Source organism: Desulfuromonas sp. CSMB_57 (assembly GCF_020194955.2).
Taxonomy (GTDB): Bacteria; Desulfobacterota; Desulfuromonadia; order Desulfuromonadales; family Syntrophotaleaceae; genus JAFCIY02.
Genome location: NZ_JAFCIY020000006.1, coordinates 1 through 16,821, shown reverse-complemented (window position 1 = coordinate 16,821; position 16,821 = coordinate 1). Strand labels below are relative to the sequence as shown.

General features: G+C 57.9%; 16 protein-coding genes. 3 read left to right on the top strand and 13 right to left on the bottom strand.

All coding sequences use genetic code 11. The features are described 5' to 3' along the window. Positions 1 to 8: 8 nt before the first annotated feature. The 6 genes from JQN68_RS14560 to JQN68_RS02040 form a co-directional block, all read right to left on the bottom strand. The gene (locus tag JQN68_RS14560; protein ID WP_225071471.1) at positions 9 to 395 is read right to left on the bottom strand and encodes a PaaI family thioesterase; all 387 of its coding nucleotides are present in this window, start codon (positions 393 to 395) and stop codon (positions 9 to 11) included. A gap of 60 nt (positions 396 to 455) precedes the next feature. Beyond that, positions 456 to 854 (bottom strand): TM2 domain-containing protein, encoded by a 399-nt coding sequence (locus tag JQN68_RS14680; protein WP_225071455.1) that lies wholly within the window; start codon positions 852 to 854, stop codon positions 456 to 458. Positions 855 to 935: 81 nt separating this feature from the next. Beyond that, entirely contained in the window at positions 936 to 2,315 is a 1,380-nt protein-coding gene (locus JQN68_RS02055) for a DNA recombination protein RmuC (protein WP_225071456.1), read from the bottom strand. 18 nt (positions 2,316 to 2,333) lie between these two features. Further along, a complete protein-coding gene (locus JQN68_RS02050) occupies positions 2,334 to 2,864 on the bottom strand; it encodes a nitroreductase family protein (protein WP_225071457.1) in 531 nt (176 codons plus the stop codon). Positions 2,865 to 3,004: 140 nt separating this feature from the next. After that, on the bottom strand, positions 3,005 to 3,361 hold the full coding sequence (locus JQN68_RS02045) for a toxin (RefSeq protein WP_225071458.1): 357 nt from the start codon (positions 3,359 to 3,361) through the stop codon (positions 3,005 to 3,007). A gap of 7 nt (positions 3,362 to 3,368) precedes the next feature. Beyond that, a complete protein-coding gene (locus JQN68_RS02040; RefSeq protein ID WP_225071459.1) occupies positions 3,369 to 3,638 on the bottom strand; it encodes a nucleoside triphosphate pyrophosphohydrolase family protein in 270 nt (89 codons plus the stop codon). 155 nt (positions 3,639 to 3,793) lie between these two features. On the opposite strand from JQN68_RS02040, the gene JQN68_RS02035 reads away from it, so the two are divergent. Beyond that, complete coding sequence (locus tag JQN68_RS02035; RefSeq protein WP_225071460.1) at positions 3,794 to 4,984, top strand: mechanosensitive ion channel; 1,191 nt, start codon at positions 3,794 to 3,796, stop codon at positions 4,982 to 4,984. A gap of 66 nt (positions 4,985 to 5,050) precedes the next feature. On the opposite strand, the gene JQN68_RS02030 is transcribed toward JQN68_RS02035, so the two are convergent. Next, positions 5,051 to 5,485, bottom strand: a complete 435-nt coding sequence (locus tag JQN68_RS02030) for a hypothetical protein (RefSeq protein ID WP_249620982.1) — start codon at positions 5,483 to 5,485, stop codon at positions 5,051 to 5,053. 306 nt (positions 5,486 to 5,791) lie between these two features. Between JQN68_RS02030 and JQN68_RS02025 the strand changes: the two genes are divergently transcribed. After that, positions 5,792 to 6,112 (top strand): cytochrome c3 family protein, encoded by a 321-nt coding sequence (locus JQN68_RS02025; RefSeq protein ID WP_225071462.1) that lies wholly within the window; start codon positions 5,792 to 5,794, stop codon positions 6,110 to 6,112. Between the two features lie 72 nt (positions 6,113 to 6,184). Continuing rightward, entirely contained in the window at positions 6,185 to 9,595 is a 3,411-nt protein-coding gene (locus JQN68_RS02020) for a putative bifunctional diguanylate cyclase/phosphodiesterase (protein ID WP_225071463.1), read from the top strand. A gap of 9 nt (positions 9,596 to 9,604) precedes the next feature. Here the strand turns inward: JQN68_RS02020 and hydF are convergent, their stop codons facing one another. The 6 genes from hydF to JQN68_RS14830 all read right to left on the bottom strand — a co-directional run. Further along, positions 9,605 to 10,858 (bottom strand): [FeFe] hydrogenase H-cluster maturation GTPase HydF, encoded by a 1,254-nt coding sequence (gene hydF / locus JQN68_RS02015; protein ID WP_225071464.1) that lies wholly within the window; start codon positions 10,856 to 10,858, stop codon positions 9,605 to 9,607. Next, positions 10,855 to 12,267, bottom strand: a complete 1,413-nt coding sequence (locus JQN68_RS02010; protein ID WP_225071465.1) for an aspartate ammonia-lyase — start codon at positions 12,265 to 12,267, stop codon at positions 10,855 to 10,857. The genes hydF and JQN68_RS02010 overlap by 4 nt, the downstream gene beginning before the upstream one ends. 14 nt (positions 12,268 to 12,281) lie before the next feature. Continuing rightward, entirely contained in the window at positions 12,282 to 13,706 is a 1,425-nt protein-coding gene (hydG, locus tag JQN68_RS02005) for a [FeFe] hydrogenase H-cluster radical SAM maturase HydG (protein WP_225071466.1), read from the bottom strand. A 10-nt stretch (positions 13,707 to 13,716) separates the two neighbouring features. Then, a complete protein-coding gene (hydE, locus tag JQN68_RS02000; RefSeq protein WP_225071467.1) occupies positions 13,717 to 14,784 on the bottom strand; it encodes a [FeFe] hydrogenase H-cluster radical SAM maturase HydE in 1,068 nt (355 codons plus the stop codon). Between the two features lie 187 nt (positions 14,785 to 14,971). After that, on the bottom strand, positions 14,972 to 16,729 hold the full coding sequence (locus JQN68_RS01995) for an NADH-dependent [FeFe] hydrogenase, group A6 (protein WP_225071468.1): 1,758 nt from the start codon (positions 16,727 to 16,729) through the stop codon (positions 14,972 to 14,974). An 18-nt stretch (positions 16,730 to 16,747) separates the two neighbouring features. Then, on the bottom strand, positions 16,748 to 16,821 hold a 74-nt coding region (locus tag JQN68_RS14830; RefSeq protein WP_502799346.1), incomplete at its 5' end, for a 4Fe-4S binding protein.

Genomic DNA, 16,821 nt, shown 5'->3' with positions numbered 1-16,821 from the left:
CGAACCCGTCAACGCAGAAGAAGGATGCGGGCCTGGCCTTCGGCATGAATCTGCCCATCCAGGACCAGCCGGGACTGGGCCTTGACCAGCTTTTTGCGCCATTCGACCACTTCGCCGAACAGTGTCACCTCGCGGTCGCAGGGTACCGGCAACAGGTAGCGGACCTGCAGATCGGCCGTCACCGGATCCCCGCCGAGCCCTAGGGACGCATAGATGCAGGCCTCATCCAGCAGCGCCGCCAAGACTCCACCATGCACCCTGCCCCGCCAACCCTGAAAGGCTTCAGCCAGACAAACGCGTCCAAACGCCAGATGCCGCTGGTTGTCCCGTTGAAAGACGGCTCTTAGCCCAGCATTGTTATCAGGTCCACAAACAAAGCAGCGATCGTTCTTCATCAATTCCATGACGGATTTCTCGGCATGCAGGGAAAAACCTCACCGGACAGTATTGTGCCCTCAGGCACGGTTTATGGCGGAGATTTGGCGGTTGAGGGTCCAAAGGTCATACAGGAGCCCCACGCCGAACAGACCAACGGTGAACAGGTAGAGCAACCCCGTCGGCCATTTGCCCATGTAGAAGCGGTGCGCGCCAAAGGCACCAAGAAAGGCCAGAAGTATCCAGGCAACATTGTAATCCAGACGACCAGGCATGAATCGCAGATCCGCCTGCCGATCCATGCCGGGGATCAGGAACAGATCGATCAGCCAACCGATGAGAAACAGACCACAGGTGAAAAAATACACCGTTCCGGAGATGGGCTTGCCGTAATAAAAACGGTGGGCACCGATAAAACCGAACAGCCAAAGCACATAACCGATGACCTTGCTGTGAGTGTTGACCGCCGATGTCGTCACGGGTTGGCCTCGTCAAATGGGGTTGAAAAATTGATATTTGACTTTATATTTTTTTCATAGATATACGAATTTTCTATTTTTTTATACATCGCCAAATTCGCCAAGAGGCTGCTCGAAGGGCCGGTCCATATGGGCGCCTTCCAGCAGCGGCTCGGGCAGGTTGCGCCGGCTCTGCACGCCCAGTTCCCGCAAAGACTGTACCCGCCGCACCAGGTTCCCCCGCCCCGTAGCCAGGCGCTTATGGGCGCTCTCATAGCAGTGCTGGGTGCGTTGCAGCAATTCGCCGATCTTTTCCAGGTCCTCGATGAAACGCACGAACTGGTCATACAAATCGCCGGCCTGACGGGCGATTTCCTGGGCGTTGCGGTTCTGGTACTCGTAGCGCCAGATGTTCTGAATGGTCCGCAGCGTCACCAGCAAATTGGCCGGAGAAACGATCATGATGTTGTTCTCGAAAGCCCGCTGGAACAGTTCCGGGTTGAGTTCCAGGGCCAGCAGAAAGGCGCCCTCGACGGGGACGAACATGAGCACGAAATCGAGGCTCCGCACGCCGGGCAGGCTGTCGTAGCATTTCCCCTCCAGGCCTTTCAGGTGGTTCATCAGGGAAGCCAGATGCTGGCGACCCGCCGCCTCCCGATCGGCATCGCTGGCCGCATTCACGAAACGCTCGTAAGCGGTCAGGGAGACTTTTGAGTCGATGATGACATCCTTGCCCTCGGGCAGATGCACCACCACATCGGGACGCAACAAACGCCCCGCCCCATCGCGGAAACTGCCCTGGGCTGTGTACTCCCGGCCCTTGCTCAACCCGGACTCCTCCAATACCCGTTCAAGGATAATCTCGCCCCAGGTTCCCTGGGTCTTGCTCTGCCCCTTGAGGGCCTGGGTCAGGTTCAGGGCATCGGTGCTGATCTGCTGGTTCAATTCCTGCAGTCGAAGCACTTCCTGGCGCAGGGAAAAACGCTCCCGAGCCTCCTGCTGATAGGAATGCTCGACCCGCTGGCTGAACTCCTTCAGTTGCTCCCGCAGGGGGCTCAGCAACTGTTCGAGTTGCAGACTGTTCTGTTGGGAAAAAGTGCGTCCCTTGTCCTCGAGGATGCTCTGAGCCAGATGGGTAAATTCCAGACGCAGCTGTTCCCGGGCCTGATGCACCAGGGCCAGCTTTTCTTCTGCCTGGCGCCTCTCCGCGTCCAGCAAGGTCTCCAGTTCGGCTACTCTGGCACCAAGAACGGCGCTGCGTCCCTCGGCCTGCTGCAGCAGCAGACGTTCATCGGCGCAGCGTTGTCGCCATTCCAGGGACTGTCGCTCGCTGTCGGCAAGTCGTTCCCGCAGCAGCAACGACTCCCCTTCCCCCAGTCGGCGGGCGGCCACGGTCTGGCTGTTTCTGAGCCACAGCCAGACCACACCCATTCCCGTTATCAGGCCGACCAGCAGGCCTAAAATGAAATCCGACAGATACATGTTCAATTCACTTTACGATCAGTGGCTGCCAAAGGCGTTGAAGTGAATCTTCTCCTTGGGCAGGGATTCTTCCGCATGGGGTACGGCCTTTTCATTACCGTAGCCGAAAGCGATTACCGATGCCACCGACATGCCCGCCGGCAACTGCAGCAATTCAGCCACGTATTCCTCGGAACTGCGTCCATTCGCCATCGAGCGCAATCGGACCTGCACCCAGCAACTGCTGAGGCCAAGATCTTCGGCCGTTAACTGGGCAATAATCGCGGCAATGGAACAATCCTCAATCCAGACGTCGCAAATTTCCGGCTTGGCGCAAACCACTATGGCGAAGGCGGCGCCCTTGATGAAATCGGCGCCATGTTTTTTGCAACGTGACAATTTGGCCAGCAATGCCGGCTCGGTAACCACGACAAACTCCCAGGGGTTTAGCCCGCGTGAAGATGGCGAACGCAGCAACGCTTCGAGCAACTGGTCCATCTTTTCCCGTTCCACCGGTCGTGGCTGAAAGCGACGGATGCTCCGACGTTTGCGCAGCAAGGACAATAACATAGGCATACCTCCCGACACGATCCGCCGGCCGGCATGACCGACGGTGAAGTCAATCATACCGTGTTTTCGAAGGGTTATACAACCAGCATGGCATGTTTAGGGGAGGGAGAGGCAGAAAGGATGGCGTAGCGCCCCTCGGCTTACTGCTGATGCTTCAGTTCATGCTGTTCATTTTTGTGGTAAATGTCGAAAAAAATCACGCTGCGTTCGTGTACTTCCTCGCAAAAACCGCATCGGTCGGCGAGTTTGCGGCTGGTTTTGCGGCATTGTTCGCACCAGTGATAGATCAGTCGGTAGTCCCGGCGTCCGACGTACTTTTTCAAGCGACCATGATGGATGCCATGCATCCAGCCATCCGCCGTCGCAGGGTTTTCCAGCAAACGATGAATGGTTTTGCGGATGCGCAAATAGCCATGGGGATCGGTCTTGCGGATCCGGTCCATCTTGGCCGAAAAAGCGGGGGTCGGAAAATATTCAAAGAGATTGTTATTATCCACGTCCGACTCACTCGCTCTCCAACAGCCGACGCAGTTTGACGAGTTTTTCCTCGATGGCTCTTTGCACCCGTTCTTCGCCGAGCATCCAGGTCAACTGGCCGATCATCAACGTTACGTCAGCCAGTTCCGCCACCACCTGTTCCTCGCCGATGCGATCGCGTTTGAAATGTTTCAACGCCGCGATCAACTCCGCACATTCTTCGACCGCCTGGTCGTACTGTGCCTCGACACCCCATCTGGCCAGGCTGGCACGGTACATCTCTTCAATTTCTGTCATGTTCTACATGCCTTCGGGTTGGGAGAAAAAGCCGTACTTGGCCCGGAATATATATCATCCCGGCTTATGCTTGTCCATGATCGGATGTTGCAGCCATGTCGCTTCCTGATAAGGTTAAACAATCCATACCACAACGTTTACCAAAGGAGGTGGCCATGCAAGGATTCGTAGACTCGTTTCTGACCACTCTGGGAGCCTATCTGCCCAGCGTTCTGGGCGCCCTGCTGATTTTTGTGGTAGGCTGGCTGTTGGCGGTGGCTGTCAAAAAATGTGTGGCCGGAATTCTGGGCCGCATCGGACTTGACGACCGAATTTCCGACAAATCCCACGAACCGCTGCAGGTGGAAAAGCTGCTGACCGGATTGGTGTATTATCTCATTCTGTTGTTTGTGCTGCTGCTGACCCTCGAGGCCTTGGGCGTAAGAGGTGTTCTGGACCCGGTCATGAGCCTGTTCGACGGCTTTTTGGGGGTACTGCCCAACCTTGTGGCCGCGACACTGATCGGGGTGGCGGGTTTTGTGCTGGCCAAAATTCTCGCCAACTCAGTACTGATTGCGGCCAAGGGCCTGGATAAGATGGCATCCAAGGCAGGCTTGACGGAGCGCATCAACCTGGCCCGTCTGCTGTCCCAAATCGTCTTTGTCGTGGTTTTTGTTCCGGTCCTGATCTCGGCCTTGAGCGCCCTGAGAATCGAGGCCATTTCACTGCCGGCAACGGAAATGCTGGCGACCTTGCTGGCGGCGGTTCCCGACATTCTGGCCGCGCTGCTGATCCTGGCCGTCGCCTATATTCTCGGCCGCTTTGTGACCAACTTGATTGCCGATATCCTGCAGAGCATGGGCGCCGACGATTGGCCGGAAAAAATGGGCGCCGGCGCGTTGTTCGGTACCCAGTCCCGGTTCTCCCGTTGCTGCGCCCATATCGCTTTCTTTTTCATCATGTTGGGCGCCAGCGTTTCGGCGGCGGAGAAACTGGGCATTCTGTTGCTGGCTGCGGTACTTAGCAATCTCATGACCTTTGCCGGACAGATTTTGTTGGGCCTGGTGGTGCTCATGATCGGTAATTTCCTGGCGAACCTGGCCTACCGAACCCTGAGTCGCACGCCGGATCGTACCATATTGGCGGAAATCGTCCGGGTTGCCTTGCTGGCGCTGGTGCTGGCCATGGGTCTGAAAGCCATGGGAATCGCGGATGAAATCATCGATTTGGCCTTCGGACTTGCTTTGGGTGGCATTGCCGTCGCATTTGCGCTGTCTTTCGGGTTAGGCGGACGGGAAGCGGCGGGTCGGCATATGGAATACTGGCTGGAACGATTGCGCAGCAAAAGCGGTGGCAACAAACCATGATGGCATAGGGATGGCTCGTTAACTGTGAAAAAGGCGCAAAATTCGGCAGGTGGTGTTCCCATCCGGTTATTCCGGATGGGAACTGGCCTGGAAGGGCTGGGGAGGACGACAGGGCAGATCAACCTTGATGATTTGCCCACGACGTTTTATGAAAATATTTTTTTTCTTTACAGATTCGGAAAGATGGACTCCGCTGCATTCTAGCAGGTAATTCATCCCGTTTTCCAGGCCAGGGATAAAAGCCGGAACCGGATATTCGATCTCATCCAGTACGCACACCACACCCTTATCCAGGGAAGGTTCGCCCTCATCCCGTTGCCCGTTGCCGTTTTTATCCCAAAAGGCGTCAATGATGACCGTGCCCGTCTCCGTGGGCATCAACGGCACCCGTCCAAAAAAAATGTTGAAAATATTATCCTTTTTAACTCTGCCACCTTTGATGTTGAAGTCTGCTTGGGACTGGGCGGCGCTCGCCGGATTTCCGGAGAGGAACAGGTACAAAACCACCCAGGTCAGCAGGAGGTGTTTGGAAAACAGATAAAAATTTTGGAACATGCTTCTGCCCTTCGCCGCAACCGGTACCAGGATCGGTGCGTTTTAAAAAGGTAAGAAAAAAAGACCTTCTGAACCGCTACAGGGAGTTTGATTATAGCCCTATTTGAACCAAGCTGCCAACCGCAATCCGGATCATCTCACCCATAGTCAAAATCTTGAAGTTTTTCTTAAGTTTGGTATTATTTCGGCGTCCTAAAAATTCCAGCTCATCTCGAACCAGGCGCATTGCGCAAAGGCAACCGAGTGTTTGACATGGATTTTTTTCGTGCAGCAGGTATGTTTTTGACCATTTTTTTCTTGATCGGCTGTGAAGCCACGCCGCAGAAGGGCTCAACAGAGGAGCCGGCACTCTCGTCTCCGTCCGCCGCCGAAAGGCCTGCTGAAACGGAACGTTTCGGCAACGTTGCCTTTTCCCACAAGGCGCATGTCGGCTTGATGCCCTGCAGCGAGTGCCATCGTGGTACCGGCGGCAAGGTCGCTGCCGGGAAAGATGCGGGCCACGGGCTTTGCCTTGATTGCCATAATCGAGTTGCAGCCGGACCGCGTTCCTGTACCGGTTGTCATCGCCAATGATGGTTATCCGTTGCCATCTGCCACCTTTACAGTGTGGCATCACGACCTTCTGCCCCCGGAGATGGATTTGACGTGCTGGGCATTTTGATGTTCATCGCCCTGGTGGGCAATGTCTTTCCCCTGCTCCTCTGGCCTGCCGGGGAACTGATGCTTGGCGGTACCGCCGTCCTGCTGTTGGCCAGGTTATACGGTTTGCGCACGGCAACCATTGCCGCCTTGCTTGCCTCGCTGCCACTGTTGGCCATGGGCCATTTTTCCTGGCATCACCTCTACTGGATTGCCGAGGCCATCGTTGTAGCCATGTTTCTGCAACGAGGCCTGCGCAGTCTGCTGGCGGCTGACGCTCTGTTCTGGATCTTTTTTGCCGGACCATTGCATCTGTTGGTTTACGGCGTTCTCTTCAAAACCGCCATGCCCATCGTCCTGGGAGACTTTCTGCTTCAGAGCGGCAACGGTTTACTCAATGCCGGCTTGGCCGGCGCCTTGCATTGGCTGCTGGTTCGCAAGGGCTGGAACGACCACCCCACCCTGACCTTCCTGGAAGCCGAATTGAACATCCTGGCGGTTTGCTTCATCCTGCCGGCCCTGGCCGTAATCGCCCTCAACCTTTACGGTCCCAAGGACATTTTCCATCCGGCGAAGGAAAACGCCTGGATCCAACATTGTCTGCAAGCCGAGGAGCAGATCCACGGCCTCTATGGGGATCTGCTTCAAGCCCTGGGTCCGCTTGCCGCCAAAACCGGTGGAGAAGCACAGCGCCAGGCCGCGCTGGCAGGACGCGCGCACCCCGCCTTGCAAGAGGTGTTCGTGGTTGGCGACCATGGGCAGGTAGAGGTCCATGCCCGATTTGCCAGACAGGAACGGCCGTTTCGTCTCAAAAATTTCCTTGAAGCGCCTGGCCTGGACCAATTGAAAACTCGGCGGGCGGCCCTGTTCGGAATACTGCAAGGTTCGGATCCACGGGAAAATACGGTTGCCTATCTGGCCCTGCCCCGTTCTTCGGAGGAGCAACGGCAGGGATTCGTTCTGGCCATCCTCCGTCCGGTGGTATTCAGAAACCTGCTGGGGGACGCCGCCAAGACCCAGGCAGGCTTGCTGCTGTTGGATTGGAATAACAACCTGCTGGCAGCCGGCAACCACTCCCACGAACTTTATGTGCCGCTACCGTCGGAACGGCCCCAGGGCTCCTATTCCTCCCGCTATGTGCCTTGGATTCCCGGGCGGGTGCGTCTCGGCAGTTGGTGGAGCGGACTGTGGAAATCGGAGCACCGGAGCCCAAATCAGCTGCCCGGAGGGTTGCAGTTGGTCATGGATGCACCCTGGCTGGCGCATCGAAAAAATCTTCAACGTCTCCTGCTGCAGGGAATGGGCATCATGCTGCTGCCGGGCACCCTGGCCCTGGCCATCGTCTGGCGCATCCAGCGCAAGATTGTTCAGCCGCTTGAACAACTGAATCGGGCCACGGAAAATCTGCCTGAAAAAATCCAGGCGGGCACCACACCGACCTGGCCAAGGGCAGCCGTTTACGAAACGGGTGTCCTCATTCAAAATTTCGGGCAACTGTCCAGCGCCCTGGCCCACAGCTATGAAGAACTGGCCAGGCTGCGCCAACACAGCGATGCCACCATCGAACGGCTTTTGGTCCAGCATCGCTGGGAATCCTTCACCTCTGAACGGCAATTGGAAAAAACCAGCCGCAAACTGGAACAGGAAAAATCCGCCAGTCGACGCATTCGGGAACTGGCTGCCAACATCGAATCGGCCGAGGCCAAGTATCGCCTGCTCATTGAAAACACCATGGTTGGTGTCTATATCATTCGGGATAACCGATATGCTTACGTGAATCCCCGGTTTGCCGAAATTTTCGGTTATGATGCCGAGGAAATCGTCGATCACGGCCGGTTCCTGGAGCTGATTCACCCGGAGGACCGGTTGATGGTCGGCGCCAACCATCTGAAACAGTTCAACGACAAGAGTGACAGTCACCAGCGGTTTGAGTACCGCGGCATCCGCAAAACGGGCGAAATCATTTATGTCGAGGTGCTCACGGGACTCGGCAGCAACGAGGGCCGACCGGCCCTCATCGGGACCCTGCTGGACATCACCGAGCGACGGCAGGCGGAACAGACCATCCGGCACATGGCGTTTCATGATCCCCTTACGGGACTGCCCAATCGCCTGCTGTTCCTCGATCGGGTCAACCAGGCTCTGGCCCGTGCAGAGCGCAATCGGGAAATCCTGGCACTGCTGTTCATCGACCTCGACCGTTTCAAATCCGTCAACGATTCCCTGGGCCATACCATCGGCGACCTGCTCCTGCGGGAAGCGGCCCAGCGACTGGCCGGCAGCCTTAGGGAAACGGATACCGTCAGCCGTTTTGGCGGCGACGAATTCAACCTGCTGCTGACCCAGGTGCACAATGTTGAGGAAACTGCGGTGGTGGCCAACAAGATTCTCCAAAGCATGGAGCGGCCCTACCTGCTCGACGGCCACGAACTTTTCCTGACCTGCAGTATCGGCATTGCCATGTTTCCCAAGGATGGCCAGGATGCCCACGCCCTGATTAAAAACGCCGATGTCGCACTTTATCGCGCCAAGGATCTGGGGCGGAAGAATTTCCAGTTTTACAGTGCCGACATGAACGCTCGGGCCCTGGAGCGTATCGCCATGGAAAGCAGTCTGCGGCGGGTCTTCGAACGTCAGGAGTTACGGGTTCACTATCAACCCCAGATCGATCTGGCTACCGGCCGCATTACCGGACTGGAGGGATTGCTGCGCTGGCAACAGCCCTCCGGAGAAATGATTTCGCCGTCGGTCTTCATCCCCCTGGCCGAAGAAACGGGCATGATCGTGCCGATCGGGGAATGGGTCCTGCGCGCCGGTTGCTATCAGCTCAGGGCCTGGCAGGACAATGGGCTGTCGGCTTTGCGACTGGGGATCAATGTCTCCGGGCATCAATTCCAGAAAAACGACTTCTGTCAGGTGGTCATTCAGGTCCTGAAAGAATCCTCTCTGCCGGCCTCCTGCCTCAATCTGGAGATCACGGAATCCGTCATCATGCACGATGTCAAGGAGGCCATCGAGACCCTTGAGCATCTGCACGAAGTCGGAGTAACTATTGCCATCGACGATTTCGGCACCGGCTTTTCCTCCCTCAGCTATCTCAAGGACTTCCCCGTCGACCATCTCAAAATCGATCGGGCTTTCGTCAAAAACCTGCCGCACAGCACCAATGACGCCAATATCGCCCGACACATCATCGAACTGGCTCACGGCTTGAATCTCAAGGTGATTGCCGAGGGGGTGGAAAACGACGCCCAACTCCGCTTTCTGCAGCAGGCGGGGTGTGACGAAATCCAGGGTTACCTGGTCAGCCATCCCCTGCCGGCGGAAGACATCGCCGAACTGCTGCAGATGGCGTATCCCTTCCCGCACCTGCGGCAATTCTGCGAGGCCCCCCTGCCCTCTGAACATCCGGCCTGAAACAGTATGCTAACCGGCGAAAACCGATTGGGGATTCCCCATCGCTTCGCGATAGGCGTCATAGGCGGACGGAAAAGGTTTCAGGGCGCGTTCAAAAATCCCCAAAGAATAGGCGATGGTCAGCCCATAGTTGCTGCAGGGGACACCGGCCTGCTGGCAGCGCAATTGCCGGGCCAGTACCTCGCGGCGGTTCCACATGCAGGAACCGCAACTGATGACCATGCGATACGGCCTCAGGTCCTCGGGAAAGTCGTGACCCTGCACATGGGTGAAATCCAGTTTTCCGCCCACATACTGTTGCAGCCAGCGGGGAATCTTGACCCTGCCGATGTCTTCACCGATGGGATGATGGCTGCAGGATTCGGCGACCAGAATCTTATCTCCGGGCGCCAGATTTTCGATGGCCAGGGTGCCGCGCACATATTCCACCAAGTCGCCCTTGAAGCGGGCAAACAGGATGGAAAAGGAGGTCAGAGCGACGTCGTCCGGCGTGTCCGCCGCAACCTTGAGAAACGCCTGGGAGTCAGTCACCACCACCGCCGGCGGGCCCTTCAGGCGTTCCAGGGCATCGCGCAACTCGCGTTCCTTGACCACCAGGCAATAGGCATCGTTATCCAGCAGGTCGCGGATGGCCTGGACCTGGGGCAGAATCAACCGCCCCTTGGGGGCTTCCAGGTCGATGGGGACCACCAGCACGGCCAATTCGCCGGGCGGCACCAAGTCGCCGAGTATGGTGGGCGGATTGATGAATTCATCCGGCACCGTGCGAATCAGGGCTTCCCGCAGTTCCAGGATCCCGGCACCCTGTTCCGCAGCGGTTTGCACCCAGGGTACCTGCTGTGCGGAAAGCTGCTGCAAATGGTCGGGGTTCGGCTGAAGTGCATCGATCTTATTGAAAACCACCACTACCGGCAGGTCGCGTTCCTGCATTTCCTTAAGCAGCGCCGCCTCGAATTCCCCCCATTGACCGGCTTCTGCCACGATCAGGGCGATATCGGTCCGATCGAAAACCTGCCGGGTTTTTTGAACCCGCATTTCCCCGAGGGCGCCCACATCGTCGATGCCGGCGGTATCGAGAAACAGCACCGGACCGATAGGCAGCATCTCCATGGGCTTTTCCACCACGTCGGTCGTGGTCCCGGCTACATGGGAGACGATGGAGACCTGCTGGCGGGTCAAGGCATTGAGCAGTGAGGATTTGCCGACATTGCGCCGACCGAACAGGCCGATATGCAGCCGCATGCCTTTGGGGGTTGTTTTCATTGCCGTTTCCTTTGTACGGGGGACCCGAGTCGGGTCACGCTCTCCGGGGAGGTCAGTTCGTCAAATTCTTCTGCAGAAATTAAGCTGTTCTCCAGGGCCATGGCCCGCAGCCCGCAACCTTTGCTGCGGGCCTGCTGCACCAGAGCCGTCGCCTGATGATATCCGATCTTCTCCACCAGGGCGGTTACACTGGCCGTTGCGTTTTCAACCTGGGCCCGGCAGCGCGCTTCATCGACGCGCAACGATTCCACACAGTGCCGACGCAGAATGCTGCAGGCCCCTTCGAGCAGGTCAAGGCTGTCCAGCAGGGCATCGGCGACCACGGGGAGAAAGGGATTCAGCTCCAGGCTGCCCAGAGCACAGGCCTGAGCGATGACCTGGTCGTGGCCCTGCACCACCATGGCTGCCTGGATGACCGCCTCCGGAATAACCGGATTGACTTTCCCCGGCATGATGGAGGAACCGGCCTGCCGAGCCGGCAGCAGAATTTCTCCGAGGCCGGCGTCCGGACCGGAGGAAAGCAGACGCAAATCCCCGGAGACCTTCATCAGGTTGACCGCGAGCGCCTTGAGAATGCCGCTTACCTCGACAAATACATCGGCGTTCTGAGTCGCTTCCACCAGGTTCTCCGCTCTGGCCAGGCCGAGGCCGGTGATGGCCCGCAACTGCTCGACGACACGAAAAATGTATTGCCGGGGAGCTCCCAGGCCGGTGCCGATGGCGGTGCCGCCGAGATTGACGACCCGCAACCGCTCTTCACATTTGTAAATCCGCCAACGATCCCGGCCGAAGGCCTCGGCATAAGCGGCCATCTCCCTGCCGACGGTGGTCAGCGCCGCATCCTGCAACTGGGTCCGTCCCACCTTGACGATATGGGCCGTGGCCTTTTCCTGCTCCTGGAATGCTTCCAGCAAAGCCACGATCTCCCGCTCAAGCTGCCGCAGACGGGTAATGGCCGCCACCTTCAAAGCCGTCGGATAGGTGTCGTTGGTTGACTGATGGAGGTTCACGTCCTCCAGGGGACTAATGATTTCATAGCTCCCCAGGGGATGACCGAGACGCTGCAGGGCGCGATTGGCCAGAACCTCATTGACGTTCATGTTGGTGGAGGTTCCCGCGCCGCCCTGCAGGGCATCCACCACGATATGTTCGTTGAGCAGACCCGCCGCCAGTTCTTCACAGGCAGCAACCAGAGCTTCACCCTCGGCAGCGGCCAAAAAGCCCAGTTCCAGGTTGGTCCGGACCGCCGCCAGCTTGACCGCCCCGAAGCCCTGGATCAGGGCTCGGTTGACGGGACGCCTGCTGACCGGGAAGTTTTCCAGGGCCCGGACGGTATGTACCCCGTAGAGGACGGCGGCCGGCACCGGACAGGGACCGAGCAGATCCGATTCGGTTCTGAATTCAGGCATGGTCACCGCCGCTACTAGAAATAGAGATCCCGGGTGCCCTTGTCCCGGATGGCGGCCAGCTGTTTCAAGGTACGTTCCTTCATCTCGCCCTCTTCCATCTTGGCCAGTTCGTCGGCCAGCAGCCTTTCGCCCACGGCGCGGGTTTCCGGCGAGGCATAGTCAGCCAGATATTCCTCCAAAGTCAGCAGCGCGTTGGGGGTACAGAAGCGTTTGATGAAACCGGGGATGGAGAACTCCATGAAATGTTCGCCGGTGCGGCCGCTGCGATAACAGGAGGTACAGAAGCTGGGGACATAGCCGTCCGCCATCAGTTCCCGCATGACCTCGTCCAGGGAGCGGATATCTCCCAGGGAAAACTGTTCCCGCTCCATGACCTGGGCGTCGCCGGCCTCGGTGTAGCCGCCCAGTTCGATACGACTCCCGGCATCGATCTGCGAAACGCCAAAGGACAAAAGCTCCCGCCGCAACTCAGGTTTTTCTCGTGCGGTGAGAATCAGGCCGGTATAGGGGACCGCCAGGCGCAAAATGGCGATGACCCGCTTGAATTGATCATCATCGACGAAGTAACGTTCATCGAAATCCACGCCGTGGGCGGGCCGCAAACGCGGAAAGCTCAGGGTATGAGGCCCGACGTTGAAGCGCTCCTGCAGGTACAGGGCATGTCGAACCATGCCCAGCACCTCGAATCGCCAGTCGTATAGCCCGAACAGCACGCCGAGACCGACATCGTCGCACCCGGCTTCAAACGCCCGGCTCAGGCCGTCCAGGCGATAGAGGTAGTCGCCCTTGCGGGTCTTGTGGGAATGGACCCGGGAATAGGTTTCATGGTGATAGGTCTCCATGAAGATCTGATAGGTGCCGATGCCGGCTTCTTTGACCTTGCGATAGCCTTCATGGTCGAGGGGCGCGGCATTGATGTTGACACGCCGTATTTCCCCATGTCCGGAGCGCACGGAATAAACGTTGCGCACCGTATCGGCAATGAAATCGGCGTCATATTTGGCATGTTCGCCAAATACCAAAATCAGCCGCTTGTGCCCCTTGTCTTCCAGGGCGGTCACTTGCTGCCTGATTTCGTCGGGGGTCAGAGTGCGCCGCACGGCCTGGAAATTGGAACGCTTGAAGGCACAGTAGGTACAGTCGTTGATACAGTCGTTGCCGATGTATAGGGGCGCAAACAACACGATGCGATTTCCGTATACGGTCTCTTTGAGCTGCCTGGCGGCGGCGAAGATTTCCTCGAGCAGTTCCGGATCCTCGGCCAGCAACAGAACGGCCGTCTCTTCAACCGAAAGAGCTTCCTTGGCTAGACTCTTGGCGATGATTTCCCGAACCCTTGCGGCGGAGGGTCGGCTTTGCCCCAACAGGCTGTTGAGATAATTTTCATCGATGAAATCCACCGCTTCCCTACTCAAAGTCATTGCCGGCAATGCGCACATGATTGACCCCCTAGTTATTTTTAAAACTGTTTAATGTTTGAAAATGCTTTGAGTCGCCACGACCACGCCCGGGAACCCGCCCGAGGCCGACAATCTGCCGCAGTGCCGTGTCCCGACTCTGTTCGGCGGTTTCGGTGCTGGCTGCCTTGCTGGGATAAATCTCGTACATGCGCCGATACTGAACCGGCGTCAGGTTCGGCATAATGATGTTGGCGCCCCAGTTCAGGCCTTGCTCCCGACCGGTCTGACGGTCCAGGGTAGCCAGGGCAGTGGTGCTGGGAATATTGACCTGCGGGCAGGTTATGCGGGTCAAGGCCACCACCTTCAAGCCCATGACCAGGGTATTGGGGACCTGCTGTTCTACGCCGAGCAGCGGTACTCCTCCCGACTTGCCGAGGGGCGTGTCCTGGTGAGGAATATAGGGACCAACCCCAATCATGTCGAGGCCCAACCCCTTGAATAGCTCGATATCTTGCGCCAGATCATCATAGCTTTGGCCGGGGATGCCGATCATGACGCCGCTGCCGACTTCATATCCCAGGCTGCGCAGCAAGCCGAGATGTTCGATGCGGTCCCGCTCCGGTTGCCCGACCCGGGGCGGATGGATATACCGGAACAACTCACGGTTGGAGGTCTCAAAGCGCAGCAGATAGCGATCGGCGCCGGCTTGCCGCCAGGCAGTCAGGTCCTCGAGATCGCGTTCGCCGAGACTCAAGGTGATGGCCAGGTCGGTTTCCTGCTTGATGGCTTTGATGAGATCGGCGACAACCGCTCCCGTCAGACCGGGATCCTCCCCGGCCTGCAGCACCAGGGTGCCGAAACCGAAGTCGACCGCCAGACGGGCACAGGCCACCACTTCCTCCCGGCTCATGCGATATCGCGCAACGGAAGCATTGCCGGCGCGAATGCCGCAATACAGGCAGTCCCGCGCACAGATGTTGGACAATTCCACCAAACCGCGCAAATGCACGTCGTCGCCTACCTGTGCAGACCGAACCGCATCCGCCCGCTTTCGCAGGACTTCCAGGTCTGCCTCATCGTTGCATTGTAACCACTGCACCATTTCTTGCCGATCCATACAACCTGCCTTTTAAAGGTCGAACGTTGAAAAAGGTGTTGCCGTTATTCGTCCGTCACCATGGCGACATCATAATCAAATTAAGATCTAGATTCTTTGATGCAGATCAAATTTCCGATTTTACCAAGAAAAAAGGCCGGAGGGAAAATCCCTCCGGCCTGATTGAATCGAATGAAAAAGCGAATTTTTAGAGCTGCTGACGCTTGAAGTAGTGAGTGTGCAGCAGGTGATGCGCTTTTTCGCTGAGCGGTTTGCCCAGATATTTTTCGTAAAGTTCGATGATGTAGGGGTTCTCATGGGATTTGCGCAGCGGCTTGCCGGCGTCTTCTTCGTAGAGAACCTGGTTGCGCTTGGCGATGATTTCCATATCCCCATGGTGATAGGGCTGACCACCGCCACCGACGCAACCGCCGGGGCAGGCCATGATCTCGATGATATGGAACTGCTTGTCGCCCTTGCGTACCAGTTCCAGCAGTTCGCGGGCGTTGCCCAGACCGCTGGCCACACCCAGATTCAGGGTGTGGGGACCGACCTGTACGGAAGCGGTTTTCACGCCATGCAGGGTACGCACGGCTTCAAACTCGACTTTGGCGAGGGTTTCGCCGGTGGCCAGTTCGTAGGCGGTGCGCAGCGCCGCTTCCATAACGCCGCCGCTGTTGCCGAAAATCGGCGCGGCGCCGGTGGAGGCGCCCAGAGGATTGTCGAAGTCCTCATCGGGCAGTTTGTCGAAATCGATGTTCATCCTTTTGATCAGATGACCGAGTTCGCGGGTCGAAATGACGATGTCGACGTCGGGATTGCCGTTGACGGCAAATTCCGGACGGGAGCACTCGTATTTTTTGGCCAGGCAAGGCATGACCGAAACCACAACCATCTTCTCGCGCGGAATGCCGAGCAGTTCGGCATAGTAGCTCTTGGCGATGGCGCCGAACATCTGCTGCGGCGACTTGGCGGTGGAGGGGATATCGAGCAGGTCCGGGAACTGATGCTCGAAAAACTTCACCCAACCCGGGCAGCAGGAGGTCATGATGGGCAATTTGACCGATTTGTCGCCATCCAGGAAGCGCTGCAGGCGATCCAGGAACTCGGAGCCCTCTTCCATGATGGTCAGGTCGGCGGCGAAGTCGGTATCGAACACATGGTCGAAACCGAGGCGACGCAGAGCGGCCGCCATCTTGCCGGTGAAGCTCTGGCCGGGGGCCATGCCGCAGGCTTCGCCCAGGGCGGCGCGCACGGCCGGGGCGGTCTGAACCACGGTCACTTTGTCCGGATCGGCGATGGCGTCGATGACCTTCCAGGTGTGGTCGTTTTCCACCAGGGCGCCCACCGGGCAAACCTGGGTGCACTGACCACAGTTGGTGCACACGGAATCATACAGATTCATCTCGAAGGCCGGAGCCACGACGGCGGAGAAGCCGCGATTCACGCCGGACAGAACGCCGCAGGTCTGAACTTCGTTGCACATGGTTTCGCAACGGCGGCAGAGGATGCATTTGTCCATATCGCGGATGATGGACGGAGAGATGTCCTTGCGGTAGGTGGACATTTCGCCGGCCACGCCGATTTCCCGCAGACCGAAATACTCGGACAGATCCTGCAGTTCGCATTCGCCGGACTTGGCGCAGACCAGGCAGTCCTTCGGATGGTCGGACAGCAGCAGTTCCAGCACCGTACGGCGGGCATTCAGCACGCGGATGGTGTTGGACTTGACCACCATGCCGTCCATGACCGGCGTGGCACAGGCCGGTGCCAGGTTGCGGCGGCCGTCGATCTCCACCACGCAGACGCGGCAGGAGGCGACCATGTTGTTGAATTTCATATCCTCCATCTGCAGAAAGCAGAGGGTCGGAATGTGGATGTCCAGCTGCTTGGCGGCGTCGAGAACCGTGCTGCCGGCCGGCACTTCCGTGGTTTTACCATCGATGGTTATCTTCATCATAGACATGTGCTATGGCTCCTTTCACTACTGTTTGATGATGGCGTCGAACTTGCACTTGTCCAAGCAGGCGCCGCACTTGATGCAGGCGGCCTGATCGA

Excerpts from the sequence above, each read along its gene's own strand:
- JQN68_RS14560 (WP_225071471.1), bottom strand. The coding sequence starts at position 395 with ATGAAGAACGATCGCTGCTTTGTTTGTGGACCTGATAACAATGCTGGG.
- JQN68_RS02055 (WP_225071456.1), bottom strand. The coding sequence starts at position 2,315 with ATGTATCTGTCGGATTTCATTTTAGGCCTGCTGGTCGGCCTGATAACG.
- JQN68_RS02050 (WP_225071457.1), bottom strand. The coding sequence starts at position 2,864 with ATGTTATTGTCCTTGCTGCGCAAACGTCGGAGCATCCGTCGCTTTCAG.
- JQN68_RS02040 (WP_225071459.1), bottom strand. The coding sequence starts at position 3,638 with ATGACAGAAATTGAAGAGATGTACCGTGCCAGCCTGGCCAGATGGGGT.
- JQN68_RS02035 (WP_225071460.1), top strand. The coding sequence starts at position 3,794 with ATGCAAGGATTCGTAGACTCGTTTCTGACCACTCTGGGAGCCTATCTG.
- JQN68_RS02025 (WP_225071462.1), top strand. The coding sequence starts at position 5,792 with ATGGATTTTTTTCGTGCAGCAGGTATGTTTTTGACCATTTTTTTCTTG.
- hydF (WP_225071464.1), bottom strand. The coding sequence starts at position 10,858 with ATGAAAACAACCCCCAAAGGCATGCGGCTGCATATCGGCCTGTTCGGT.
- JQN68_RS02010 (WP_225071465.1), bottom strand. The coding sequence starts at position 12,267 with ATGCCTGAATTCAGAACCGAATCGGATCTGCTCGGTCCCTGTCCGGTG.
- hydG (WP_225071466.1), bottom strand. The coding sequence starts at position 13,706 with ATGTGCGCATTGCCGGCAATGACTTTGAGTAGGGAAGCGGTGGATTTC.
- hydE (WP_225071467.1), bottom strand. The coding sequence starts at position 14,784 with ATGGATCGGCAAGAAATGGTGCAGTGGTTACAATGCAACGATGAGGCA.
- JQN68_RS01995 (WP_225071468.1), bottom strand. The coding sequence starts at position 16,729 with ATGTCTATGATGAAGATAACCATCGATGGTAAAACCACGGAAGTGCCG.